General features: G+C 72.6%; 29 protein-coding genes. 14 read left to right on the top strand and 15 right to left on the bottom strand.

Annotation, left to right across the window (positions count from 1 at the left end; translation table 11 throughout):
• Positions 1-17: 17 nt before the first annotated feature.
• The 3 genes from ACW62_RS14795 to ACW62_RS14785 all read right to left on the bottom strand — a co-directional run bounded on the left by ACW62_RS14795 (position 18) and on the right by ACW62_RS14785 (position 1844).
• Entirely contained in the window at positions 18-767 is a 750-nt protein-coding gene (locus ACW62_RS14795) for a siderophore-interacting protein (RefSeq protein WP_053204861.1), read from the bottom strand.
• A 64-nt stretch (positions 768-831) separates the two neighbouring features.
• On the bottom strand, positions 832-1041 hold the full coding sequence (locus ACW62_RS14790) for a DUF397 domain-containing protein (RefSeq protein ID WP_053204860.1): 210 nt from the start codon (positions 1039-1041) through the stop codon (positions 832-834).
• On the bottom strand, positions 1038-1844 hold the full coding sequence (locus tag ACW62_RS14785; RefSeq protein ID WP_053204859.1) for a helix-turn-helix domain-containing protein: 807 nt from the start codon (positions 1842-1844) through the stop codon (positions 1038-1040). Before ACW62_RS14785 ends, ACW62_RS14790 begins: the two co-directional genes overlap by 4 nt.
• Before the next feature lie 242 nt (positions 1845-2086).
• Here ACW62_RS14785 and ACW62_RS14780 point away from each other — a divergent pair, with 242 nt between their 5' ends.
• A complete protein-coding gene (locus ACW62_RS14780) occupies positions 2087-2314 on the top strand; it encodes a hypothetical protein (RefSeq protein ID WP_053204858.1) in 228 nt (75 codons plus the stop codon).
• Positions 2315-2383: 69 nt separating this feature from the next.
• On the opposite strand, the gene ACW62_RS14775 is transcribed toward ACW62_RS14780, so the two are convergent.
• Complete coding sequence (locus ACW62_RS14775; protein WP_053204857.1) at positions 2384-3823, bottom strand: serine hydrolase domain-containing protein; 1440 nt, start codon at positions 3821-3823, stop codon at positions 2384-2386.
• 110 nt (positions 3824-3933) lie between these two features.
• Between ACW62_RS14775 and ACW62_RS14770 the strand changes: the two genes are divergently transcribed.
• Positions 3934-4695, top strand: a complete 762-nt coding sequence (locus ACW62_RS14770; protein ID WP_053204856.1) for an SDR family NAD(P)-dependent oxidoreductase — start codon at positions 3934-3936, stop codon at positions 4693-4695.
• On the opposite strand, the gene ACW62_RS14765 is transcribed toward ACW62_RS14770, so the two are convergent.
• Positions 4696-5676 carry a VanZ family protein gene (locus ACW62_RS14765; RefSeq protein ID WP_276202954.1) on the bottom strand — a complete coding sequence of 327 codons (981 nt, stop codon included), beginning with the start codon at positions 5674-5676 and terminating at the stop codon, positions 4696-4698.
• A gap of 24 nt (positions 5677-5700) precedes the next feature.
• A complete protein-coding gene (locus ACW62_RS35810) occupies positions 5701-6336 on the bottom strand; it encodes a hypothetical protein (RefSeq protein ID WP_053204854.1) in 636 nt (211 codons plus the stop codon).
• Between the two features lie 30 nt (positions 6337-6366).
• On the opposite strand from ACW62_RS35810, the gene pyrE reads away from it, so the two are divergent.
• On the top strand, positions 6367-6906 hold the full coding sequence (gene pyrE / locus ACW62_RS14755; RefSeq protein ID WP_053204853.1) for an orotate phosphoribosyltransferase: 540 nt from the start codon (positions 6367-6369) through the stop codon (positions 6904-6906).
• A 369-nt stretch (positions 6907-7275) separates the two neighbouring features.
• Here the strand turns inward: pyrE and ACW62_RS14750 are convergent, their stop codons facing one another.
• Together ACW62_RS14750 and ACW62_RS14745 are read right to left on the bottom strand one after the other, a co-directional pair.
• Positions 7276-8160 carry a hypothetical protein gene (locus tag ACW62_RS14750; RefSeq protein WP_053204852.1) on the bottom strand — a complete coding sequence of 295 codons (885 nt, stop codon included), beginning with the start codon at positions 8158-8160 and terminating at the stop codon, positions 7276-7278.
• On the bottom strand, positions 8153-8638 hold the full coding sequence (locus ACW62_RS14745; RefSeq protein WP_053204851.1) for a SigE family RNA polymerase sigma factor: 486 nt from the start codon (positions 8636-8638) through the stop codon (positions 8153-8155). The genes ACW62_RS14750 and ACW62_RS14745 overlap by 8 nt, the downstream gene beginning before the upstream one ends.
• A gap of 182 nt (positions 8639-8820) precedes the next feature.
• On the opposite strand from ACW62_RS14745, the gene ACW62_RS14740 reads away from it, so the two are divergent.
• From ACW62_RS14740 to ACW62_RS14705, 8 genes are all read left to right on the top strand, one after another.
• Positions 8821-9546, top strand: a complete 726-nt coding sequence (locus tag ACW62_RS14740; RefSeq protein WP_053204850.1) for a DUF5642 family protein — start codon at positions 8821-8823, stop codon at positions 9544-9546.
• 65 nt (positions 9547-9611) lie between these two features.
• Positions 9612-10250, top strand: a complete 639-nt coding sequence (locus tag ACW62_RS14735) for a hypothetical protein (RefSeq protein ID WP_053204849.1) — start codon at positions 9612-9614, stop codon at positions 10248-10250.
• A 35-nt stretch (positions 10251-10285) separates the two neighbouring features.
• On the top strand, positions 10286-10945 hold the full coding sequence (locus ACW62_RS14730; protein WP_053204848.1) for a TrmH family RNA methyltransferase: 660 nt from the start codon (positions 10286-10288) through the stop codon (positions 10943-10945).
• The gene (locus ACW62_RS14725) at positions 10938-12296 is read left to right on the top strand and encodes an FAD-dependent oxidoreductase (RefSeq protein ID WP_053204927.1); all 1359 of its coding nucleotides are present in this window, start codon (positions 10938-10940) and stop codon (positions 12294-12296) included. The genes ACW62_RS14730 and ACW62_RS14725 overlap by 8 nt, the downstream gene beginning before the upstream one ends.
• A gap of 130 nt (positions 12297-12426) precedes the next feature.
• Positions 12427-13335, top strand: a complete 909-nt coding sequence (locus ACW62_RS14720) for an ABC transporter ATP-binding protein (protein ID WP_053204847.1) — start codon at positions 12427-12429, stop codon at positions 13333-13335.
• Positions 13328-14224 (top strand): ABC transporter permease, encoded by an 897-nt coding sequence (locus tag ACW62_RS14715; protein ID WP_053204846.1) that lies wholly within the window; start codon positions 13328-13330, stop codon positions 14222-14224. Before ACW62_RS14720 ends, ACW62_RS14715 begins: the two co-directional genes overlap by 8 nt.
• Complete coding sequence (locus tag ACW62_RS14710; RefSeq protein ID WP_053204845.1) at positions 14224-15135, top strand: ABC transporter ATP-binding protein; 912 nt, start codon at positions 14224-14226, stop codon at positions 15133-15135. Before ACW62_RS14715 ends, ACW62_RS14710 begins: the two co-directional genes overlap by 1 nt.
• Positions 15136-15145: 10 nt before the next feature.
• On the top strand, positions 15146-15862 hold the full coding sequence (locus ACW62_RS14705; RefSeq protein ID WP_053204844.1) for an ABC transporter permease subunit: 717 nt from the start codon (positions 15146-15148) through the stop codon (positions 15860-15862).
• Positions 15863-15919: 57 nt separating this feature from the next.
• Here ACW62_RS14705 and ACW62_RS14700 read toward each other — a convergent pair whose 3' ends face one another.
• Positions 15920-16438 carry a pyridoxamine 5'-phosphate oxidase family protein gene (locus ACW62_RS14700; protein ID WP_053204926.1) on the bottom strand — a complete coding sequence of 173 codons (519 nt, stop codon included), beginning with the start codon at positions 16436-16438 and terminating at the stop codon, positions 15920-15922.
• A 195-nt stretch (positions 16439-16633) separates the two neighbouring features.
• On the opposite strand from ACW62_RS14700, the gene ACW62_RS14695 reads away from it, so the two are divergent.
• A complete protein-coding gene (locus tag ACW62_RS14695) occupies positions 16634-17113 on the top strand; it encodes a DUF4262 domain-containing protein (RefSeq protein ID WP_053204843.1) in 480 nt (159 codons plus the stop codon).
• A 403-nt stretch (positions 17114-17516) separates the two neighbouring features.
• Here the strand turns inward: ACW62_RS14695 and ACW62_RS14690 are convergent, their stop codons facing one another.
• From ACW62_RS14690 to ACW62_RS14665, 6 genes are all read right to left on the bottom strand, one after another.
• Positions 17517-18035: a hypothetical protein gene (locus ACW62_RS14690; protein WP_053204842.1), complete on the bottom strand. Its 519-nt coding sequence runs from the start codon at positions 18033-18035 to the stop codon at positions 17517-17519.
• A gap of 66 nt (positions 18036-18101) precedes the next feature.
• The gene (locus tag ACW62_RS14685) at positions 18102-18776 is read right to left on the bottom strand and encodes an HAD family hydrolase (protein WP_053204841.1); all 675 of its coding nucleotides are present in this window, start codon (positions 18774-18776) and stop codon (positions 18102-18104) included.
• The gene (locus ACW62_RS14680; RefSeq protein ID WP_240477313.1) at positions 18764-19225 is read right to left on the bottom strand and encodes a PTS sugar transporter subunit IIA; all 462 of its coding nucleotides are present in this window, start codon (positions 19223-19225) and stop codon (positions 18764-18766) included. Before ACW62_RS14680 ends, ACW62_RS14685 begins: the two co-directional genes overlap by 13 nt.
• Complete coding sequence (locus ACW62_RS14675; protein WP_053204840.1) at positions 19222-19452, bottom strand: PTS sugar transporter subunit IIB; 231 nt, start codon at positions 19450-19452, stop codon at positions 19222-19224. The genes ACW62_RS14680 and ACW62_RS14675 overlap by 4 nt, the downstream gene beginning before the upstream one ends.
• A gap of 34 nt (positions 19453-19486) precedes the next feature.
• A complete protein-coding gene (locus ACW62_RS14670; protein WP_053204924.1) occupies positions 19487-20527 on the bottom strand; it encodes an SIS domain-containing protein in 1041 nt (346 codons plus the stop codon).
• A gap of 60 nt (positions 20528-20587) precedes the next feature.
• The gene (locus ACW62_RS14665) at positions 20588-21367 is read right to left on the bottom strand and encodes a GntR family transcriptional regulator (protein ID WP_420843580.1); all 780 of its coding nucleotides are present in this window, start codon (positions 21365-21367) and stop codon (positions 20588-20590) included.
• Between the two features lie 222 nt (positions 21368-21589).
• Between ACW62_RS14665 and ACW62_RS14660 the strand changes: the two genes are divergently transcribed.
• Together ACW62_RS14660 and ACW62_RS14655 are read left to right on the top strand one after the other, a co-directional pair.
• Positions 21590-22288, top strand: coding sequence for a GntR family transcriptional regulator (locus tag ACW62_RS14660; protein ID WP_083459778.1), 699 nt, complete (start codon positions 21590-21592; stop codon positions 22286-22288).
• Between the two features lie 53 nt (positions 22289-22341).
• Entirely contained in the window at positions 22342-23799 is a 1458-nt protein-coding gene (locus ACW62_RS14655; RefSeq protein WP_083459756.1) for a PTS transporter subunit EIIC, read from the top strand.
• Positions 23800-23835 lie beyond the last annotated feature (36 nt).

The raw sequence follows: 23835 nt of genomic DNA, 5'->3' as shown, positions 1-23835 counted from the left end.
GCCCGGCCGGCTCCTCGTCAGCTGGGGGAGCCGGCCCGGCCGAGGCGCCAGTATCCGAACGCGTGCAGCCGCTCGCGTTCGACGCCGCGGTCGATGGCGGCGAAGCGGCGGATCGCCCGCACCTCGCCGGCCTCGCCCGCGACCCACATGTCGACGGCGCCGCCGGGCCAGGGGAGCGACCGGACCGCGCGTTCCAGCGCACCGGTCGTCCCGGCCGCGGCGCCGTCGCGGTGCAGCCAGGTGACCTGCAGGTCCGCGGCCGACGGCAGCGGCTGCTCCTCGGCGGCGTCGGGCACCTCGACGACGGCGTGGAGCGGCAGCCCGGCGGGCGCGGCCGCGGCGACGGCGGCCAGTGCCGGCAGTCCGGTCTCGTCGGTCGCCATGACGACGGCGTCGGCGGTCAGCGACGGCACGGCGTGCGGCCGCGGGCCGGTGAAGTCCAGGGTGTCGCCGGGAGCTGCCGACCGCGCCCAGCGCACGAACAGCCCGTCACCGTGCAGGACGACGTCGAGGTCGAGCAGGCCGGTCGCCGGGTCGGCCCGGCGGATCGTGTACGTGCGGCTGGCCGGACGCGCCCCGCTCAGCACGCCGGCGTCGTCGGCCGGCGGGGACAGCCGCAGCACCTGGTTCGGGCAGGACGGGTCCAGCGGCAGGTGCGGCTCCTCGACCTCGACGGTCAGCCGGAGCATCGCCGGGGTGAGCGGCGCGACCGCCGTGACCCGGAGCCGGCCGGTCGACCCGCGTGCGGGGACGGATCCGGCGGTCATGCCCGCATGGTAGGACCGCCCCCGCGGCCGGTTGGCTGCGGGGGCGGTCGGACGTCGCTCGGTTTCAGCCGAACTCGCCGGCCTTCGCGCCCATCACGAACGCCGACCACTCACCAGCGGTGAACTTCAGAATTCCACCGTTGGGATTCTTGCTGTCGCGCACAGCCATGCCGCCGTCCGACAGCGACGTGATCTCGACGCACTGTCCACCATCGCCGTTGCTGTAGCTGGACTTGCGCCACACGGCGCCGGCCAGCTCCGACACCTCGTTCATGGTTCCTCCATTGTTTGGCGGATCAGATCCGCCGATTCATCTGGTGACAACGCCTGGGCCCGGAGCACATCCATCCGGTCCACGGCGTCTCCCACGACCCCGCTGTCCGTCATGAGGTGACCCCCGGTGGGGCCCTCGTAATACAACACCGGCTGCCCGTTCAGGCGGTCGAAGATCGTCATTTGCCCGTTCAGCGCGGCGTGCGCTCCCGCGACGAATGGGATCACCTGAATGGTGATATGCCGCATCTCGCCCATTTTGAGCAGGTATTGCAGTTGATCTCTCATGACGTCCGGTCCACCGATCATCCGGCGGAGCGCGGCCTCGTCGATGACCGCTCGTAGCCTCGGTGGATCATCGCGGCGGAGGATCTCCTGCCGCCGCATCCGGGCTTCGACCTGGGTGTCGACGTGGTTGTCATAGGCCATCCTGACGCCCGCCAGGAGTTCACGTGCATACGCTTGTGTCTGCAGGAGTCCGGGCGGGAATGTCTGCTCGTAGGTGTGGATCGACTTTGCCCGTTCTTCCTCCTCGATGAACCCTCGATACTTCGCGGGCACCGACTCGCGGCTCACCATCTTCCAAGCGCGGACGAGGAGGCCGTCGGTTCCCAGGATCTCATCGCAACGTTCCGCGAACTCTCGCTGCGGAGGCCGCTGCGCAGTTTCCACATTAGCGACGGCCCCGCGCGAGTAGTTGAGCTTTTCCGCCAACTGTTCTTGGGTGAGACCGGCACGGTGACGCGCACGCGCCAGCTCACCACCGAAAAAGGCGGCCGCGGAATCCGGATCATGGTCTGTCACGGCATCTCCTGGCGATGTCACAAAGTCGCGGACGGCGTCACAGGTGGCGGGCGTGACACCCAGATTGTTCCCGCGGGTGGCTCAGATCATGCACGATACTTCGCCAAGGGCTATGGCGCAGCGATACGGCTGATCCAAGCCGTGGCGTAGCCGTGCCACGTCCCGGTCCGCCGCCCGCCTCGAACGGGCGCGGACGAGCCCGGAGCACGGGCCTCCCCGAGGCCCGGCACGACGGAGGAGAGATGGCCCGCTTCACGGCCCGAGCGCACGGGTACGGCCTCGTCGACTGGACCGCTGATGAGGTGGACGCTTACGCCTCCCGGCTGCTGCACGACCACGTTCCGGGCCGTCGCTGGATGCTGCACCGCGCGTGCCGCGAGTGTGGAGAGAGCTGGCCCTGCCCCGCGGCGGCGTGGGCCGGCCAGTGGAGCGACGGCCTGACCCGTCCCGAACCGCACTCGCGGTTCTGAACCCGGTGAGTGAGATGACCTCGACCCTCGTTGTCCTTGCCCTGCCCCTGCTGTGGGCCGTCTGCGAGCTCATCTCGCGGGAGCGTCGCCGGCACCATTCGTGACCAGCGGCGTGCCCGGGGAGACGCGGTCGCGCGTGCGCACCGCCTGGGCCACGCGGTCGATCGGGTGCGCGGTCATGGCGAAGGCCTGCACCGAGGCGACGCCGTCGACGCCGAATCGGTACCGGATGGTCTCGCCGACGGGCGCGTAGCCGGTGCCGCCGGCGATCCGCAGTGTGTGGTCGTCGACGACGGCGAGGCGCATCGGCTCCTCGGTGGGATCGCGGTCGGTCGGGTCCAGCAGGTAGAGCCGGCCGGCGAGGTCGACGACGTCGAACACCCGCCACATGCTGGCGTACCGCCCGGTGAACCGGGTCAGGTCGGCCGACGACGGCGCCAGCTGCGGGCTCGCGGCCTGCGCTAGGTTCACCAGCCGGATCAGCCCGTCGGCGAGCGCCTGCGCGGGCCCGTCGATCGCGTTGGTGAGCACCGAGACGGCCAGCCGGCCGGCCGGGTCGAAGGACGTCCGGGTGATGTGCCCCGGGTAGCCGCCGCCGTGGCCGAACACCAGCCGGTCGCCGACCATGACGCGGCCGAAGCCGAGCCCGTACTCGGCGTCGCCGCGGCCCTCGACCTTCCACTCCGCGCGCTGCATGAGCCGCTTCGTCGCGTCGGACACCAGCCGGGTGTCGCCGTGGAAGTGCGCCGCGACGTAGTGGACGAGGTCCTCGGCGGTGCTGAAGAACCCGGTGGCCGCCGCCATCGCCGCGGTGTCGACGTGGTCGATCGGGATGCGGTGGTCGGCGTAGGACAGCGCGGTGTAGCCGGTGGCGTAGTCGCCCGCGCGGGCCGGGTCGTACTCGGGGCCGGTGTTCTCCAGCGACAGCGCCTCGACGATGTTCTCCTGGACGAACACGTGATACGGCTGTCCTGACGCCGCCGCGACGATCAGGCCCAGCATCGAGTAGCCGATGTTGGAGTACTTGAACCGCTCGTTCGCGGGCAGCACGCCGGCGCCGTCGTCGAGCAGGATGTCGCGCAGCCGGTCCTCGTCGGGGAACGCGTGCGCCAGTTGCCAGAAGTCGCCGTCGCGGCTGTCGCGGACCACGCCGCCGCCGTGGCCGAGTAACTCGCGTACCGTCACGGCGGCCAGTGGCGTGCCGCGCAGGAACGGCAGCCACCGCACCGCCTGGTCGTCCAGGCGCAACTGCTCGCGCTCGGCCAGCTGCAGGACCGCGGTGGCCGTGAACGTCTTCGAGTGCGACGCGATCCGGAACAGGTGCTGCGGGGTCAGTGCGGCGTGGTGCTCGACGTCGGCGAGCCCGTGCGCGGTGGACAGCAACAGTTTGTCCTCGTGGAGCACCGCGGCCTGGATGCCGGGGACGCGGTCGTACTGCTGCCGGAAGGCGACCCACGTGTCGAAGTAGCGGGCGGCGTCGGCTACGGCGGGGTGGGGAAGATCGCTCACGAATCATGACCTTATCGACCGCAATGACCGATGTGGGGCCATGATCGTCGCGATGTAAGCCGAATCGGCCGCCGGTCTCGCATCGTGGTCGGCGGCGTAGGGTTCCGCGCATGGCAACGGCACTCGTCACCGGGCCCACAGCGGGCATCGGGCTGGCCTTCGTCCGGGCGCTCGCGGCACGTGGCCACGACGTCGTTCTCGTGTCGCGTGACGAGGCCCGGCTGCAGGCCGTCGCCGGCGAGCTACGCGGCGCCTACGGCGTGGGCGCCGAGGTGCTGCCGGCCGACCTCGCGACCGGCGCCGAGACGGTGGAGCGGCGGCTACGCGATGCCGGCCGCCCGGTCGACCTGCTGGTCAACAACGCCGGCTTCGCGTCCCGCGGCCGGTTCCTCAGCAACGACGTCGCCGACGAGGAGTACCTGCTGGATGTGCTGGTCCGTGCGGTGCTGCGGCTGACGCACGCCGCACTGCCCGGCATGGTCGAGCGCGGCCGGGGCGCCGTCGTCAACGTCAGCTCCGTCGCCGGCTGGGTGCCGCGCAGCACGTACAGCGCGGCGAAGGCCTGGGTGACGGCGTTCAGCGAGGGCCTCGCGCCGCAGTTGCGCGGCACCGGCGTCCAGGTGATGGCGCTGGCGCCGGGGTTCGTTCGCACCGAGTTCCACGACCGCGCCCAGCTGAACATGTCCGGGCTGCCGTCCTGGATGTGGCTCGACGCCGACGCCGTGGTCGCCGCCGGGCTGAAGGACCTGCGGCGGCAGAAGGTGGTGTCCGTCCCCGGCGCGATCTACAAGGTGGCGGCGGCCGCGCTGCCGCGGCTGCCACGGAGCCTGGTGCTCGGCCTCGGGCAGCGGCACCCGGCCCGCCGGCGCTGATCAGCGCGCGACCGCGACCTCCGCGGCCTCCGTGCGGGCGTCGGCCACCCGCGCGCCGGCCAGCCGGAACGACAGCCCGCGCGGCCCGCCGAACAGCACCGCCAGCCCGGACACGACGATGACGACGTTCGTCAGCGACGCCGCGACGTCGGTCCCGCCGGCGCCGAGCGGTGGCAGCGCGCTGACCACGTCGAGCAGGCCGTAGAGGCCGAACCCGCACAGCGACCGCGCCAGCGCCCGGGACCGGTGGACGGCGCCGTCCGGCCACCGCGGCGCCAGCCAGAGCGCGCGCTGGCCCAGCGATGCGCCCGACCCGGACACCGCCGGGACCAGTACCACCAGCACGAACGCGACCATCGATGGCACCGCGTGGTCGCCCCAGGCGTCGTCCGGAGGCAGTGTGTCGCCGCGGCCGTAGAGGACGTAGGCCCGGTAGGCGGTGGCGACGACGGCCGCCACGGCGGTGTACGCGGCGAGGTCGACCACCATGCCGAGCAGCCGCCGGGTGCGGGTGACGGGGCGCGGCTCGCCGCGGGTCCGCCGCAGCTCCTGGCCGGGCATCCAGCGCAGCAGCACCGGCGCCAGCAGCGCGCCGATCGCCGCGCCGGCCGTGTTCGTCAGCACGTCGTCGACATCGGCCACCCGGTAGACGCAGCCGGCCAGCCCGAACACGCCGGTGCCCTGGGTGACCTCGATCAGCACCGACACCGCGGCCCCGCCGAACACCGTCAGCCCGATGCCGCGGCCGAAGAACCGGCGCAGGAACAGCCCCCACGGCACGAACAGCACGACGTTGAAGACGACCTGCAGGACGGCCGCGCTCTCCAGCCGGGCCAGCAGCGACAGCCCGGAGGTGTCGTTGACGATGTCGTCGATCGAGTGGAACGGCCGCCACTGCACCGGCGGCGCCTCGTGCGCGGCGCACCAGTCCGACTCCGGCCACGGCAGCAGCGTGTACGCCACCAGCGCCATGCCGTAGATCGCGAACGCCGCCGCGCGATCGGGTCACCCCGGCAGGGCGTCGATCACCCCGGCCAGCGCGGCCGTCACGTCGTCGCCGCCGGCCATCGTGTGCACCGGCCAGCCGCGGGCCGCCGCCGACCGGGCCCAGAAGCCGCCCGGGCCGACGCCGGGGACGGCGGCGCCGGTGTGCAGGTAGCCGCACGGCGCGTCGGGCCAGTCCGGCGCCGGCGGCAGCCGCTCGGTCCAGAAGTCGTGGTCGCCCGGGTGCGCGGCGTCCGGCGGCCAGACCGCGCCGCTCCCGTGCAGGGCGTCGTGGGCGGCGTCGGCGGCGGGGCCGTCGGCGGCGCGGAGCAGGTCCAGATGCGACGGCGCACCGGGCCGCGGCAGCGTGGCGTCGGCGAACACGTAGCCGCCGACGCGTCGTCCGGCCGCCCGCTGCGCCCGGGCCAGCGCCGGCAGCAGTGGCCCGGCGGTCCCATGCGCGACCAGGACCAGCGGCGACGCGGGCGTGGCCGCGAGCAGTCGGCGCGCGGCGTCGGCCAGCCAGCTGACCGCGTACGGCCGGCGTTCGGCCACCGGCGCCGCGACGACGACCGGGTAGGGGACGCTGCTGGGTCGCGGCCCGCCGGCCCACGGGCCGAGCGGTCCGGACACGACGACGACGGCTCCGGGCTGCACGCCGAACAGCCTGCCGTACGCTCGTGCCTCGTGAGTGCCTGGGATGAGCTGCGCCGCCACATCGTCGAGAAGGCCGTCGTGCACGGCCGGGTCGTGCTGTCGTCGGGCAAGGAGGCCGACTACTACGTCGACCTGCGCCGCATCACGCTCGACGGGGCCGCCGCGCCACTGGTCGGACTGGTCATGCGCGACCTCACGGCCGACCTCGCCTTCGACGCCGTGGGCGGGCTCACGCTCGGCGCCGACCCCGTCGCCACGTCCATGCTGCACGCCGCCTCCGCCGCCGGTCAGTCGCTCGACGCGTTCGTCGTGCGCAAGGACGCCAAGCAGCATGGCCTCCGCCGCCGCATCGAGGGCCCGGACGTCACCGGGCGCCGCGTCCTCGCCGTCGAGGACACCTCGACCACCGGTGGCAGCGTGCTGACGGCGGTCGAGGCGCTGCGCGAAGCGGGCGCCGACGTCGTCGCCGTCGCGGTGATCGTCGACCGGGACACCGGGTCGCGGGAGCGCATCGAGGCGGCCGGGCTGGAGTACCGGGCCGCCTACTCCCAGGCCGACCTCGGTCTCTAGGGCAACGAGTCCTCGTGATCTGCACAGTTGGGATGGGCTGATCGCCGCGGGCTGCCCTGGCACTGCCGACCAGCCCGGTCGGCCCGGGCTCTCGTTGGCTGGCCGACCGTGCGCCCGGGTCTGCCGCGTTCGTCGGAGACCGCCCACTACCGCAAAGCGGCGAACTGCGGGACAACGGCGAACCGTTACACGATCCCCACCCCACCGTGTGGATCCGCTGCGCCGGGTGGGGTCGATCACTGTTGCTCTGGCAACAGCAACGCCACCCAGCAAGCACAGTGATCCCACACCGTTGCGCCGGGCCGGCGAGGCGCCGCCACCGGCTTCAAAACTCGGTCCGAGTGTCGGAGTTTCGGAGACCAAGCGAAACTAGGGTTCCGGGGTCGCCGGTCGCGGCGGATACCAGAGGCCGTCGCGCAGCTCACGGTCGCCGAGCGGCTCGTCCAGCTCGACGGTGACCGCGGTCTCCGGGTTGCCGATGCAGGTGAAGACCTCGCCCTCGGGCGGCGTGATCCTCAGCGTGATGTCGACGGTGTCCTCGTGGTACTCGACGATCGGCTCGGCCAGCCGGTCGTCGGCGGGCTGGCCGCTGGAACAGCCGATCTCGTGGGCCAGGATCGTCACCGACGTGGCGTCGGGCGAGGGCTGGTCGCCGGGGAGCCGCCACTCCACCGGGTCCAGGCCGTCGTCGAAGTAGCGCTCCGGCCGGCATTCACCGGTACCTCGGGCCGACCAGCTTCCGTCGCCCGCCTGCTCGTAGGTCGCCTCGACGACGCCGTTCGGCGCGATGTTGCGGGCCTCAGCGCTCTCGTCCAGCCAGATCAGCAGGTAGGCAGTCGATCCCACGTGGTCGACCAGCGTCCAGCTGTCGATCAGCCGCGCGGCGATGGGCGGCCGCGCCGTCGTACGGACGGCGGTGCCGAGGTCGCTCTCCGGGTCGAGCGCCGGCCGCTCGGTGAGCAGTGCGGGGTCGAACGCGGGCCAGGTGCCTCCGCAGGTGACCAGATTGCCGACCGCCGGGGTGTCCGCCGGCACGGGCTCGGCGTCGCCGGCTACCGGGACGATGCCCCGTCCAGCCAGCCCGGCCGCGGCGCCGACCGCGATCACCGCCGCCGCCCCCGCGAGCCGCCGCCGGCGTCGTCGCGCGGTGCCCACCCGGGTGACGGTGTCGGCGAGGTCGTCGCCCGCCGGGGCGTCCGCCGCGCGGCCGGCCAGCGTGGCCCGCAGCGCGGTCTCGAGGTCGGTGTCAGACACGGGTCCACTCCTTCCGCAGCGTCGCCAGGGCCCGGGACGCGTTCGACCGGACCGTCGACGGGGTGCTGCCCAGTAGCTCGGCGATGCGGGCGTCGTCGAGGTCCTCGTAGAACCGCAGCACCAGCACCGCCCGCTGCACCCGAGGCAGCCCGGCGAGGGCGGTCCACATGACCGTCCGTTCGGCGTGGGCGTCGCTGTGGTCGGCCCCGGTCGCGACGGCGGGCAGGTCGACCGGCGCGGTGGGCGCCTCGGTGGAGCTGCGCCGCCGCTTCCCGTCGACGTAGGCGTTGACGACCATGCGCCGCACGTAGGCGTCGGGCTGGTCGGCCCGGCTCACCCGTCGCCACTGCCGGAACGCCCGCAGCAGCGCCGTCTGGACGACGTCCTCGGCGAGGTGCGGGTCGCCGGTGAGCAGGTAGGCCAGACGCAGCAGCGGCTGCCGCCGCGTGACCACGTACTCGTGGAAGTCCACGCCCATGTCTCTCAGACGTGGCGGGGTGGCCGATCCGCTGCATCGTCCGTCCGGCGGGAATCTCCCGCACCGCCCACGCGGGTGCCCGACGGTCGGTACATTTGCCGCCGTTCCCCTGCGTGACAACACGCACACCCTTCTGTCAAGGAATCAGACGAACCATGCGAAAGCTCGGAATTTCTGCGCTTGTGGCCGCCACCCTGTTCCTCGCCGCGTGTGGCGGTGACGACGACGCGGGCGACGACGCGACCGCCGCGAGCGACGAGACCGCCGCCGCCGACGAGACCCCTGCCGCCGACGAGACCCCTGCCGACGACGCCGCCGAGGAGGACGGCGAGGCCGCCGGCTCCGGCCTGGAGGGCGCGCTGCTGTCGGCCGAGGACCTCCCCGAGGGGGCGACGGTGTCGGCGTTCGACGTCGCGCAGCTGGACAGCGCCGGCGAGAGCATGGCGGCGCTGCTCGAGGGCGTCACCTACGAGCCGGCCGACTGCCAGGCCTACGACACCAACCCGCTGCAGAAGGACGGCGCCGAGGCGGCCGGGATGACCGCCACCTCGGGCACGGACGCGCTGATCAACGCCGTCTACACGAACGCCAGCGCCGACGACGTCGCGGGCGTGCAGGAGTACTACGACCGCTGCGGCGAGATCACCGTCAGCGGTGAGGCCGGCGGCCAGACGCTGGACATGACCATCCGCACGACCACCGTCGACGCGCCGGAGGTCGACGCCGACCAGGTCATCGCGGTCGAGACGGTGACGGAGTCGGCGGCCATGCCGGCGGTCCCCACCCGGATCATCTACATGATCGACGGCGACCGCGGCGTCTACGTGGCCGGCAACCCGGAGTCCACCACGTTCGACCTGAACGCGCTGGCCGCCGCCGCCCTGGACAAGCTCAAGGCGCAGGGCTGACACCAGCCGCGTCGCGCCGGGTCGCCGTGCGGGCGGCCCGGCGCGGCCGGTAGTGTGACCAGGCGATGCGCACGACGGCCCGGACCGCGCTGGTCGCCACCGCCGTCCTGCTGAGCGCCTGCGGGAGCGGCGGCGTCGACTTGGACGCGGCCCTGCTCACCGCCGACGACTTCCCCGACGGCGTCGAGCTGCTGCCTGTCGACGCCCTCGAGCTGACGGGGACCATCCAGAGCATGGCGCAACTGCTCGAGAACGTCACCTACGAGCCGGCCGACTGCCAGGACGACCCGGCCGACCCGCTGCGCCGCCACGACATCGAGTCCGAGGGCATGGCCGCGGTGTCCGGCGACGACGTCTTCGTGCAGGCCGTGTACACCGGCGCGTCCGTCGACGACATCACCGCCATCGAGGACTACTACCAGCGCTGCCGCGAGGTCACCGTCAGCGGCGAGATGGCCGGCCAGCCGGTCGACCTGACGATCAAGACCCAGGTCACCGGCGGGCCGCCGGTCGACGCCGACCACGTGATCGCGCTCGACAGCACCACCAGCGCGGCCGGCGCGCCGGACACGCTGGACCACGTCGTCTACCTGATCGACGGTTCCGAGGGCATGTTCGTCGCCGTCACCCCCGAGTCCACGACGTTCGACCTCGACGAGCTGACGGTGAAGGCGCTGGAGAAGCTGCGCGCGGCGCGGGACTGACCGGCCCGCTGTCCGGCACGAACTACGGTGGGGGTGTGAGCGACCAGGCGGCCCCGGCGGCGGAGGAGTCCACGCCGGACCACCAGCCCGGCGTCGGGCCGTGGCCGGGACCATGGCCCGACGACCCGCGGTACGACCCCGAGCTGCTCGAGCACGGCGACCGCCGCAACGTCGTCGACGCCTACCGCTACTGGAGCAACGACGCCATCGTCGCCGAGCTCGACCGCCGCCGGCACCCGTTCCACGTCGCCATCGAGAACTGGCAGCACGACTTCAACATCGGCTCGGTCGTCCGCACCGCCAACGCGTTCCTCGCCGCCGAGGTGCACATCGTCGGGCGGCGCCGCTGGAACCGCCGCGGCGCCATGGTCACCGACCGCTACCAGCACGTCCGGCACCACACCGATCTCGCCGCGCTCGCGTCCTGGGCGCGCGCCGAGGGGGTGCCGGTGATCGGGATCGACAACCTGCCCGGCGCGGTCCCGCTGGAGACCTTCGACCTGCCCCGCGCGTGCGTCCTGCTGTTCGGGCAGGAGGGTCCGGGTCTGTCCGAGGCCGCCCGCGAGCACGTCGGCGCCGTCCTCTCGATCGCCCAGTTCGGGTCCACCCGTTCCATCAACGCCGGCGCGGCGGCGGCCATCGCCATGCACGCCTGGGTCCGCCGGCACGTCGTCCCCGGAGGTGCCGATGTCTGACCGCGTGCTGGTGATCGGGGCGGACGCCGCCGGGATGAGCGCGGCGTCGCAGGCGTTGCGGACGGCGAAGGCGTCCGGCCGCTCGCTGGAGGTCATCGCGGTCGACCGCGGGCACTGGACGTCGTACTCCGCGTGCGGCATCCCGTACTGGATCGCCGGCGACGTCCCCTCGCCAGGCGCGCTGGTGGCCCGCTCGCCCGACGAGCACCGCGCCAACGGCATCGACGTCCGGCTGCTTACCGAGGCGGTGGCCGTCGACACCGACGCCGGCTGGGTCGAGGTGGTCGACCATGCGGCCGGGCGGACCGAGCGGCTCGGCTACGACGAGCTGGTCATCGCGACCGGCGCCGCGCCCGTGCGGCCGGACGTCCCCGGCGCCGGCGCGGCCGGCATCCACGGCGTGCAGACGCTCGACGACGGCGCCGCGGTGCTGGAGTCGCTCGCGCGGCCACCCAAGCGGGCGGTCGTCGTCGGCGCCGGGTACATCGGCCTCGAGATGGCCGAGGCGATGGTCCGCCGCGGCCTCGCGGTCACCGTCGTCGACCGCGGCGAAGAACCGATGAACACTCTCGACCCCGACCTCGGCACCCAGGTGCACGCCGCCATGGAGGGCATGGGCATCGACGTCGTCACGTCGGCCGCGGTGACGGCGTTCGAGACCGGGCCGGACGGCGCCGTCACGGCCGTCGTCACCGACGCGGGGACGTTCCCCGCCGACATCGTGGTGCTCGGCACCGGTGTGCGTCCGGCCACCGGCCTCGCCCGGGCCGCCGGGCTGCCACTCGGCCCGTCCGGCGGGCTGCGCACCGACGACACCCAGCGGGTCGCCGACGGCGTGTGGTCGGCCGGCGACTGCGTCGAGACGTGGGACCGGGTCCGCCGCGACTGGGTGCACGTGCCGCTCGGGACGCACGCGAACAAGCAGGGCCGGGTGCTCGGGACGAATCTCGGCGGCGGCTCGGCGCGGTTCCCCGGCGTCGTCGGCACCGCGCTGACGAAGGTGTGCAACCTCGAGCTGGCCCGCACCGGCCTGACCGAGGGCGACGCCGTCGCGGCCGGGCTGGACCACGTCGCCGTCACCATCGAGTCGACCACGCGGTCCGGCTACTTTCCGGGGACCCAGCCGATCACCGTCAAGATGGTCGCCGAACGGCCGACCGGCCGGCTGCTGGGCGCCCAGATCGTCGGCCGCGACGGTTCGGCCAAGCGCATCGACGTGTGCGCCATGGCACTGTGGACGGAGTTGACCGTCGGCGAACTGGCGATGACCGACCTCGCCTACGCGCCGCCGTTCTCGTCCGTCTGGGACCCGGTCCAGATCGCCGCCCGCAAGGCCGCCGACCGGCTCTGACGCCGCGACCCTGAGACGGTCTCAGGGTCGCCCGCCCCGGCGCCTCCGGGATGATCGTGCTCGGGGACGACCTCGCGTGTCGTACCACCGCCCGACGCGCGATACCTCGCCGCGGCGGTAGCGTCGATCCGTGCCTGTCATCCAGACCGAGGAACTCACGAAGCGGTTCCCGGCGACCACCGCGCTCGATCGGCTCACCATCGACGTCGAGCCGGGTGTCGTCGGCCTGGTCGGCGCCAACGGCGCGGGCAAGTCGACGCTGATCAAGATCCTGCTGGGGCTCTCGCCGGCCACGTCGGGACGGGCCAGCGTCTTCGGGCTCGACGTCATCAAGGACGGCCCGGAGATCCGCGAGCGGGTCGGCTACATGCCCGAGCACGACTGCCTCCCCGCCGACGTCTCCGCCACCGAGTTCGTCGTGCACATGGCCCGCATGTCCGGGCTGCCGGCCGACGCCGCCCGCGAACGGACCGCCGACACCCTGCGCCACGTCGGCCTCTACGAAGAGCGGTACCGCCCCATCGGCGGCTACTCCACCGGCATGAAGCAACGGGTCAAGTTGGCCCAGGCGCTGGTACACGACCCCGAGATCGTCATGCTCGACGAGCCGACCAACGGGCTCGACCCTGTCGGCCGCGACGAGATGCTGGCGCTGATCCGGCGCATCTGGGTCGAGTTCGGCATCACGGTCCTGGTGACGTCGCACATGCTGGGCGAGCTGGAGCGCATCTCCGACCACGTGGTGGTCATCGACGCGGGCGCGCTGCTCCGGTCGTCGTCGACGTCCGACTTCACCCGCACCAGCCAGTTCCTGGTCGTCGAGGTGTCGGCCGAGACCGACGCCGTCGCCGCCACCCTCACCGAGGCCGGGCTGACGGTGAAGCGCGACGGCCACCAGCTGGTGCTGTCACTCGACGACGACGAGACGTACGACCTCGTCCGCGACGCCGTCGCCGCCCAGGGCGTCGGGCTGATCCGGCTGGAGCAACGCCGGCACCACATTTCCGAGGTCTTCGGAGAGGACCAGGCCGATGTCTGAGCCCACCGCCCGCACGGGCGTCATCCACGACATCGGCTACCGCAAGTACGACGGCCCGCGGCTCGGCCGCGCCCGCGTCGCCCGGGCGCTGTACTCGCACAGCCTGCGCGGCGCGTACGGGCTGGGCCGGTCCGGCCGGTCGAAGGTGCTGCCGATGATGCTGCTGGGCGTCATGTGCCTCGTGGCGTTCATCATCGCCGTCATCGCGAACGTCGGGGCTGGCATCACCAGTGAGCTCGTGCTGCCGTACTCGGCCTACACCTTCACGACACAGGCCATCCTGACCATCTTCGTGGCCGCACAGGCGCCGGTGTCGCTCTCGCGCGACCTGCGGTTCAGGACCGTGCCGCTGTACTTCTCACGCCCACTGGAGCGCTCCGACTACGTGCTGGCGAAGTTCGGCGGACTGGCGACGGCGCTGTTCCTGCTGCTGACGGCGCCGCTGCTGATCATGTACGTCGGCGCGTTGCTGGCCGAGTTCCCGGCCGGCCGCGAGACCGGCGACCTGCTGCTGGCGCTGCTCGGAACGGTGGTGTTCGCGGTGGTGTTCGCCGGCGTCGGACTGGTCGTCGCGTCGCTGACGCCGCGTCGTGGGCTCGGCGTCGCGGCCATCATCACCGTCTTCGCGCTGAGCTTCGCCGCCATCAGCACCCTGCAGGGGATCATCCGCTACGAGGTCGGCAACGCCGACCTGGCCGGCTGGCTGGGGCTGCTGTCGCCGGTCACGCTCGTCGACGGCTTCCAGGTCTGGGTGCTGGACGCCTCGGGCCGGGCCGTCGCGCCGCCACCGGGCGACGCCGGCGGCGTGGTGTTCGTGCTCGTGACGTTCGCCGCCATCGGCGCCTGCTGGGCCCTGCTGAACCTGCGCTACCGGAAGGTCTCCATCTGATGAGCGTCCTGTCGGTCGACACCGTCTCGCGCTGGTACGGCAATGTCGTCGCCGTCAACGACGTCACCATGACCATCGGCCCCGGCATCACCGGGCTGCTCGGCCCCAACGGCGCCGGCAAGTCGACGCTCATCAACCTGCTCGGCGGGTTCCTGGCGCCGTCGGCCGGCACCGTCACGCTCGACGGTGTCACCGTCTGGAAGAACCCCGAGATCTACCGCACCATCGGGTTGGTGCCCGAGCGCGAGGCCGCCTACGACTTTCTCACCGGCTGGCAGTTCGTGCTGGCCAACGCCGAACTGCACGGCTTGCCCGACCCCGGCGCCGCCGCCCAACGGGCGCTGGCCACCGTCGAGATGGAGTTCGCCCAGGGCCGCAAGGTCGGCGAGTACTCCAAGGGCATGAAGCAGCGGGTCAAGATGGCCTCCGCGCTCGTGCACGACCCGTCCGTGCTGCTGCTGGACGAGCCGTTCAACGGCATGGACCCGCGGCAGCGGCTGCACCTCATGGACCTGCTGCGCCAGATGGGCGTCGAGGGCCGGACGGTGCTGTTCAGCTCACACATCCTCGAAGAGGTCGAGCAGCTGGCGCAGCAGATCGAGGTCATGGTCGCGGGCCGGCACGCCGCGTCCGGCGACTTCCGCGAGATCCGCCGGCTGATGACCGACCGGCCGCACCTGTACGTCATCCGCTCCTCAGACGACCGCGCGCTCGCGTCCGCGCTCATCGCCGACGGCTCCACCGCCGGCGTCCAGCTCGACGGCGACGTGCTGAGCGTCGAGACGGTGACGTTCCTGCAGTTCACCGAGCTGCTGCCACGCGTCGCCCGCGCCGCGGGCATCCGGCTCTTCGAGGTCTCGCCCACCGACGAGTCGCTCGAGAGCGTCTTCTCCTACCTGGTGAAGAGTTAGGGGTACTGGCATGAACGGGACCGTTGTCCGGCTGACCTACCGAGCGCTGCTCGGGGGCCGGCGGGCCTGGCTGCTGTTGCTGATGTCGGTGCTGCTGCTCGCCATGGCGGTGCTGCTGCGCGTCACCGTCGGCGTCGACCACCAGATCACCGCCGACTTCCTCGGCGCCGTCGCCGTGGCCGCGCTGGTGCCGCTGTTCGGGCTGATCGTCGGCACCGGCGTCATCGGCCCCGAGATCGACGACGGCTCCATCGTCTACGTGCTGTCGAAGCCGATCGCACGGCCGCGGATCATCCTCAGCAAGTTCCTCGTCGCCGCCTGCGCGACGGTGCTGTTCGCCGCCGTGCCGACGTTCGTCGCCGGCCTGGTGATGTCCGGCACGGCCAGCCGTATCGCGCTCGGCTTCGGCGCCGCGGCGCTGGTCGCGTCGGTGGCGTACAGCGCGATCTTCCTGCTGCTGTCCGTCGTCACCCGGCACGCGGTCGTGTACGGGCTGGCGTACGCGCTGATCTGGGAAGGGCTGCTCGGCTCGTTCGTCCCCGGCGCGCGGACGCTGAGCGTGCAACAGTGGTCGCTGTCGCTCACCGAGGCGATCAGCACCCGCGACCTCGTGTCGTCCGACGTGCGGCTCGCGGTGGCCGGGGTCCTGCTGGCCGTCGTCATCGTCGGCGCCACCTGGTACGCCGGCCAGCGGCTGCGGGTGCTCTCGCTGGCCGGCGAGGAGTGAGCGCTCAGGTGCACTTCATGATCATCCAAGTTTTGCGGCGCTATCACGCCCCAAAACTTAGATGATCATGGAGAAGCCGGGGGCTCCTTGGCGCTCGGCCCGCTGCCGCACCAGCTCCTCGACGGCGCTCGGCAGGGTCGTCTCGAAGTCGATCAGCTTCGCCCACGTCGGCGTCACGACGACGCGCACCATCGCGTCGTAGAGCGAGCGGACCTCGGCCTCCCACACGACCCGCTGCTCGGGCGTCATCTCGTAGCTGCCGTTCATCTCCAGGTACTCCTCCGGGATGCCCTGGACGAGGTCCAGCTCGGCGCGGCCGCGCAGCAGCAGGATCTTCGGCGGGTGCACCTCGGTGTCGATCGTCAGCGCGACCGCCGGGTTCTGCCGCAGGGCGGCCAGCTTCGGCGCGTTCGTCGTCGTGCACATGACGATCTCGGTGCCGTTCCAGGTGAACCCGATCGGGACGGTGCGCGGTGTGCCGTCGGCCGCCACGTAGGCCAGCCGGGTGATGTCGCGGGCCAGCAACTCCTGGCTGAGCGGGCGGTTCAGGATCTCGGCGATCTCGTTCGGCTGCATGATGGTGTCCTCTCGTGACGCGGCCTCGTCGTGGCCGCTCACCCCTGGGACGGAGCCGGCGCGACGTTCTCGACATGCCGGCGCGGCCCAGTTTCGCGGCCTGTGTTCGTCGAGGCATTCACTCGGACGTTGTCGGTGGCCGCTGCTAGTGTTCGAACTCCTGTTCCAGTGAGTCTTTTCCCCGGAGGTCGAACCATGGCGTTGGATGCGTGCACGTCGCTTCAGCTGCAGCAGTGGCAGGACCAGGAGGACGCGTGGCTGCGCGACACCGTACGCCGGCATGGCTGGGCGGTCCAGTACGCGGCCGGCGCTCCGCCGTTCGCCTACACCGTCGGGCTGTACGGGTTCGGCCACCCCGAGTTGCTGGTGTACGGGCTCGACCTCCAGGCCAGCGCCTGGGTGCTGAACCAGTTCGGCGACCGCGTCCGCGACGGCGAACGGTTCGGCCCGGGCCGGCCGCTGCGCCTGTCCGGCTGGTCGCACCGGCTGCAGCTGTTCCCCTTCCACGACGGCGACGAGCCGCCGGTACTCGGGTCGGCGCAGCGCTACTACCACCGCGGCCCGGCCGACCCGGTGCCCGTCCTCCAGCTCATCTGGGACGACTCCGCCGGCCGCTTCCTCTGGGACGACGGCTACGAACTGCCCGGCGGACTGCAGCCGGCGCCCCGCCCGTAGCCGCGGTCGCGGGTCATCGGCCGTCGACGTCGGTCGCGGGCGTCGGTCGTGGTCACCGGCCGCGGGCGTCGTTACCGGTCTCGGGCACGGTCGCGGGCATCGGCCGCCGGCGCCATTGCCGGCGGCCGATGGTCGTCGGAGCCTAGCGGGTGGATCGGCCGGTGTGGACCCCTGTGCCCGGCTCGTGTCAGGCCCGGGCGCAGAACCGCCATCTCGCGCGGCGTCAGCCCGCCCCATTCGGCCGGTCTGACGCCGCAAGCCGGGCCTGTCGCCCGCTCCCGCCCCGGCCCAGGCGCCGCTCGTCCTGCCCTGCCGGCGTCGACGTGCGCCTCGCTACCGACGCCGCGCCAGGTCACGTTCGGAGCCGGGTGCATGGCCCGCCCGGCTGGGAGGGAGTCCCACCCTACGGGCGGGCACTGACACTCGACGTCGACTGGCCGGTGTCGCTGTCGTCGGTCCGTCGACGGCGCCAGCGGCTCAGCCGGCCGGTCCTGCCGTCCTCGCCGGCCGGCGCGTCGGCGGCACCAGTCCCAGCGCCACCACCTGCACCTGCGCCACCATCGGCAGTGCCGACGCCAGCCCGGCCGGGGCCGCCCAGCTCGGCGCCTGCCGCCGGCATCGTCGTCGCCGGGCGGTCGGCGCCGGAGCGGTCGTCGGCCAGGTCCTGGTGGGCCACCTTCTGACGCAGGTAGCGGATCTCCGTCCGCCGTGCCCGGGCGGCCCGCAGGCCGGCGGCGAGCGCGGCCACCGCGACGAGCACCACGAGCACCGTCACGGCGCCGGCGACGAACACGCCCCAGACCGGGATGGTGGCGTTCAGGCCGAGCGAGTCCAGCAGCACGTCACCGGTGCCGTCCGCCGCGATCACGTACACGGCGGCGCCGGCGACGGCGAACAAGAGCAGTGCGAGCACGATCAACATGGCTCCCGACCTCCTCCGTAGTCTGCCCGAGCCCATACCCGCCCGGACGTCGGCCAAACCGCGTGGTCAGGACCGCAGCAGCTCCGCCGGTCCGGAGACCACCCGCCCCGCGCCGCCGTCGAGCAGGAGGCCGGACGGGGCGCCGGTGCCGATGCCGATGACCAGGCCGACGCCGGCGGACAGCGCCGAGTGCACGCCCGCGACGGTGTCCTCCAGCGCGACGGCGTCGGACGGGTCGACGCCGAGGGCGGCGGCGCCGGCGAGGTAGGGCGCCGGGTCGGGTTTGCCCGCGGACGTCGTCTCGGCGGTGACGAACGCGGCGAAGAGGTCGCGGACGCCGAGGACGTCGCCGACCGCGCGCTCCGCCCACCCCCGTCCGGCCGACGTCACCAGCGCGACCGGGATGCCGGCCGCGTGCAGGCGGCGGATCAGTTCGGCCGCGCCGGGCACCGGCCGCGGCGGGTGCGACTGGTGGTCCAGCCGCGCCACGACATCGTCGACCAGAGCGGAGGCGTCCTCCCCGGTCCACGGCCCGTCGAGTTCGGCGAACACCTCGGCGCCGCGGCGGCCGGCGAACGCGCGCAGCACGTCCGGGCCGACGTCCCAGCCGCGGGCGGCGAAGTACGACCGGTAGGCGGCCTGGTTGGCCGGCTCGCTGTCGACCAGGGTGCCGTCGAGGTCCAGCAGCGCGGCCCGCCGGCCGATGAGCGCCGCGTCGAGCCCGGCGCTCACCGCGCCCACGTGAACAGGACGTCGCCCGCCTCGGCCGGGCCGGCGGCGCGCAACCCGCCGAGCTGGCCGGGCGTGGCCTCCAGCGCGACGACCGGCACCACCGGCGACCGGCCGCTCGCCTCGACGGCGGCTGGGTCCCAGGTGACGACGGCGGCACCGGCGGCCACGACGTCGCCCTCGGCGACGTGCAGCCGGAAACCCTCGCCGGCCAGCTGGACGGTGTCGATGCCGAGGTGGGTGAGCACGCCCGCGCCGTCGTCGGTCTGGACGACGAATGCGTGCGGGTGCAGCTTGACCAGCCGCCCCGGCACTGGCGCGACCGCCGTCACCGGGCCGGACCGGTCGGGGTCGACTGCCAGCCCGGGGCCGACCAGTGCCTGGGCGAAGACCGGGTCCGGCACGTCGGCCAGCTCGATCACCCGCCCGGGCACCGGCGACAGCACGTCGAACTGCGTCACATCAGATCCTCGATGTCGGTGGCGATGGTGTCAGCCTCTGGCCCGACGACGACCTGGACGACCTGGCCGGCCGAGATGACGCCGAACGCGCCGGCCGCCTTGAGTGCCTTCTCGTCGACCAGCGCGGCGTCGTGGACCTCGGTGCGCAGCCGTGTGGCGCACGGCTCGATCTCGACGATGTTGCCGGCGCCGCCCAGCGCTTTCAGGATCTGCTCGGCCTTGTCCATGTGTCCCCTCCGATTGACGATGCGAGCGGCCGGCTCAGCTGCCGGCCGGGTCGGTCTGGGTGACCTTCGAGAGTCCGCGGGGCGCGTCCGGGTCGAGCCCGAGCCTGCGCGCCAGCGCCTCGACGGTCAACTGGGCCGGCACGACCAGTGCCAGCGGCGCCACCAGCTCACGCAGCGCCGGCCCCGGCACGGAGACGTCGACGGCGTCGGCGAACCCGATGTCGCCGCCGATGCCGATGGTCGCGGCGGCGCCACGGCGGCGCAGGTCGTGCGCCAGCTCGGTCATGCCGGCCACCATCGGCCCGTCGGCGGCCGACACCAGCAGCGCGACGTGCTCGGCGTCGACGACGGCGATCGGGCCGTGCCGCAGGTCGGCGTAGGACAGCCCGCGCACCGGCCGCAGGCAGGTCTCCTCCAGCTTCAGCGCCGCCTCCAGCGCGGTGCCGAACGTGATGCCGCGGCCGCTGACCAGCGTCTCCGGCGTGGACGCGAGCCGCTCGGCCGCCTCGTCGATGCCCTCGCGTCGCTCGATCAGCCGCTGCACCTCGTCGGGCACGCGGTCGAGTTCGGGGTCGAGCGTGCCGGGCTTCGCGGCGAGCGAGTCGGCCAGCACCACCATCGCGGCCAGCTGGGTGAGGTACGACTTCGTCGCGGGCACGGCCTTCTCGGCGCCGGCGCGGGTCACCAGCGCGAGGTCGGCGGCGCCGGCCAGCGCGCTGTCGCCGTCATTGGTGACGGCGATGGTGCGGGCGCCGTGCGCGGCGGCCCACGCCTGGGTCTCGACGATCTCCTCGGTCTCACCGGACTGCGACACCGACACGACCAGCGCCTCGGACAGGTCGAGGTCGGAGTGGTAGTGCGTGGCGACGCTCGGCGCGGCCAGCCCGCCCGGGACGCCGGCGTGCACCTCGAGCAGGTACCGGCCGTAGATCGCGGCGTTGTCCGACGACCCGCGGGCGACGAACAGCACCACGCGGCGGTCCGCGGCCAGCGCCTTCAGCTCCGCGCGCAGCGGCAGCAGCGACTCGAAGGTACGGGCCAGCGCCTCCGGCTGCTCGGCGATCTCACGGGCCATGATCGTGTGGGTCACGAGGCGATCTCTCCTGTCGGGGTGGGTCGGTGACGTGGACGGGTTTCAGGTGGTGGCGCCGGGTGCGGCGGCGCCGGTCTCTTCGGTGCGTTTGCGCGGCACCACCGCCGGTTGCGGCCGGGCGACCGGCACCCACAGGGTGTAGCGGTCGGACCGGAACGCGGACCGGCTGTACTCGATGGCGGAGTCGCCGGTGAACGCGCGCCGCGAGATGCGCAGCACCGGCTTGCCGGGCTTGATCATCAGCAGCTTGGCCTCCTCGTGGTCGGCCTCGCCGGCGTCTATGGTGTCCTCGCCCCAGTCGGGGATCAGCCCGCGGGCGTCCAGTTCGACGTACACGCTGTCAGGGGTGCCGCCGTCGAGGAAGCCGGGCAGCCGGTCGGCGGGCAGCCAGGTGTGCTCGACGGCCATCGGCTCGTCGTCGGCGTAGCGCAGCCGGTGCAGGTGCACCAACTGCTCGCCGGGCGCGACCTTGAGCGCCTCGGCGATGTCGGGCTCGGCCCGCACCAGTTCGGACGCGAGCACCTTGACGCCGGCGGTCATGCCGCGGCGGGTCATCTCCTCGGTGAACGACGCCAGCCGGACCTGCAGGTCGACCTTGGGCGGCGCGACGAACGTGCCGCGGCCCTGGACGCGTTCCAGCACGCCCTCGACGACCAGTGCGTCGACGGCCTGGCGCACCGTCATGCGGGACACGGCGAACCGCTCGCACAGCATGCGCTCTGACGGGACGGGGTCGCCCGGACGCAGCTCACTGACGACGAGACTCCGCAGGTAGTCGCGCACCTGCAGGTACTTGAGCGTCGATCGGCGCAAGGACAGCACAGGACTCGCATCGGGTCGGGGCCACCGGGCATCCGGCCGGCCGGTCGATTCGGTACACACCCCTTGACAAGTTCGAGGTGCAGCCACATTGTATGGGCCACTGGTCAAGTCATCTAGACCAGTTCCTACCACTGACCGAGATGTCGGGAAAGAGGGGTCTCCGTGAACGTGGTCGACGGACCGGTGCCCAAACACCGGCAACTGAGGGAGATCCTGCTCGCGATGATCGAGGGCGAGCTGGTGCCCGACGCACCGGTGCCCTCCGAACGCGAGCTGGTGGCCCGCTTCAAGGTCAGCCGTGCCACAGTACGCGAGGCCGTCGGGCGCCTCGTCGCCGAGGGCCGCCTCTACCGCGTGCGCGGGAAGGGCACGTTCGTCGCGGCGGCCAGCATCGAATCGCAGATGCACCTGTCCTCGTTCACCGAGGACATGCGCCGCCGCGGGCACAAGCCGTCGACCGTGGTGCTGGGCGCCGACGAGACCGCGGCGCCGCCGCCGGCCCGCGCCGCGCTCGGCCTGGACGTCACCGACCGCGCCTACCGGATCGAGCGGCTGCGCTCGGCCGACGGCGCCCCGATGGCGCACGAGGTGTCCTGGCTGCCGGCCGCGCCGCTACCCGGGCTGCTCGAGCGCGATCTCACCAGTTCCGTCTACTCGATCCTGGCCCACGACTACGGCCGCGTCCTCGACTCTGCCGCCCAGACGGTGTGGGCGGAGGGCGCGGACCCGCTGCGGGCCCGGCTGCTGCGCGTGCCGCCGGCCGCGCCGCTGCTGGTGTTCCGCAAGACCTCCTACGCCGCCGGGCGGCCGATGGAGCACGTCACCTCGTGGTACCGCGCCGACCGGTACCAGGTGCACATGACGCTGGAACGCACCCCCACCACGGGCTCGGCAGGTGCCGGGCCCGGACACCACCTGTAGAGGAGAACGCACGTGAACCCTCGCATCCATACGACGACGAGAGGAGCAGCCTGATGAGCGCGGTGACCGCCACCGCGACCGGGAAGCGCGGCTTCCCCGGCCTCGCGGTGCTGCAGCGCATCGGCCGCAGCCTCATGCTGCCGATCGCCGTCCTGCCGGCGGCTGCCCTGCTGCTGCGCCTCGGTTCGAACGACATGCTCGGTGGCGAGCCCGGCACCGTGCCGGAAGGCCTGCCCGCCGGTCTGGCGCAGTACGACGGGCTGCACTGGCTGCAGCCGGTGTCCGAGGTCGTGGGGGCGGCCGGAGCGGGCATCTTCAACAACCTGCCGCTGATCTTCGCGCTCGGTGTCGCGATCGGGTTCGCCCGCAAGTCCGACGGCTCGACGGCGCTGGCCGCCGTGATCGGCTACCTGGTCTACAAGAGCGTCACCGACGCGATGTCGCCGCACATCCTCGGCGCGCCCGCCGAGGGTGCGACGCAGGAGCTGATCAACTTCGGCGTGCTCGGCGGCATCATCATGGGCATCACCGCGGCGCTGCTGTGGCAGCGGTTCTACCGGATCAAGCTGCCTCCGTACCTGGCCTTCTTCGGCGGCCGCCGATTCGTGCCGATCATCACCGCGCTCGTGGCGATCTTCATCGCCGTCGGCATGAGCTTCCTGTACAAGCCGTTCAACGACGGGCTGACCAACCTCGGCGAGTGGGTCACCGAGAACGACGTGCTCGGCGGCGGGCTGTACGGGTTCTTCAACCGGCTGCTGATCCCGCTCGGCCTGCACCACATCCTGAACTCGTTCCCGTGGTTCCAGCTGGGCGAGTACACCCCGCCGGGTGGTGAGGCGGTCCAGGGCGACATCCTGCGCTTCCTCAACGGCGACCCGACCGCGGGTGCGTTCATGACCGGCTTCTTCCCGATCATGATGTTCGCGCTGCCGGCCGCCGCGCTGGCGATCTGGCAGACCGCCAAGCCCGCGCAGAAGAAGATCGTCGGCGGCATCATGCTCGGCGCCGCGCTGACCTCGTTCCTCACCGGCGTCACCGAGCCGCTGGAGTTCTCGTTCCTGTTCGTCGCGTTCCCGTTGTACTTCATCCACGCGATCCTGACGGGAACGGCACTGGCGCTCACCAACGCGCTGGACATCCGCGACGGGTTCGGCTTCTCGGCTGGCTTCATCGACTACGCGATCAACTTCCGGATCGCGGAGAAACCGCTGTTGTTGATCGTCATCGGCTTGGGCTATGCGGTGGTCTACTACTTCCTGTTCCGCTGGGTGATCACCAAGTGGAACCTGCGCACCCCGGGCCGCGATGACGACGAGGCGGCGGTCGAGGCCTCGCTCGGCGAGGAGGCCGCGGAGCTCGTCCAGGAGGAGGAGAAGGTCCCGGCCGGCGCGCCGGCGCCCGCTCCCGCCACGGCGGATCTCGGTGCATCCCCGGACGGCCCGTCATCGGGCCCGCCCCCGGCGCCCGAGCCCCCGGCGGGGCCGTCCTCGAACGGCGAGCCGAAGTAACCAGCACCACAGTGACCATCGGCACTTTCCGGCCCA

It is taken from the genome of Jiangella muralis (assembly GCF_001270745.1).
Lineage (GTDB): Bacteria > Actinomycetota > Actinomycetes > Jiangellales > Jiangellaceae > Jiangella > Jiangella muralis.
This window is presented reverse-complemented; position numbering and strand designations above follow the sequence as displayed.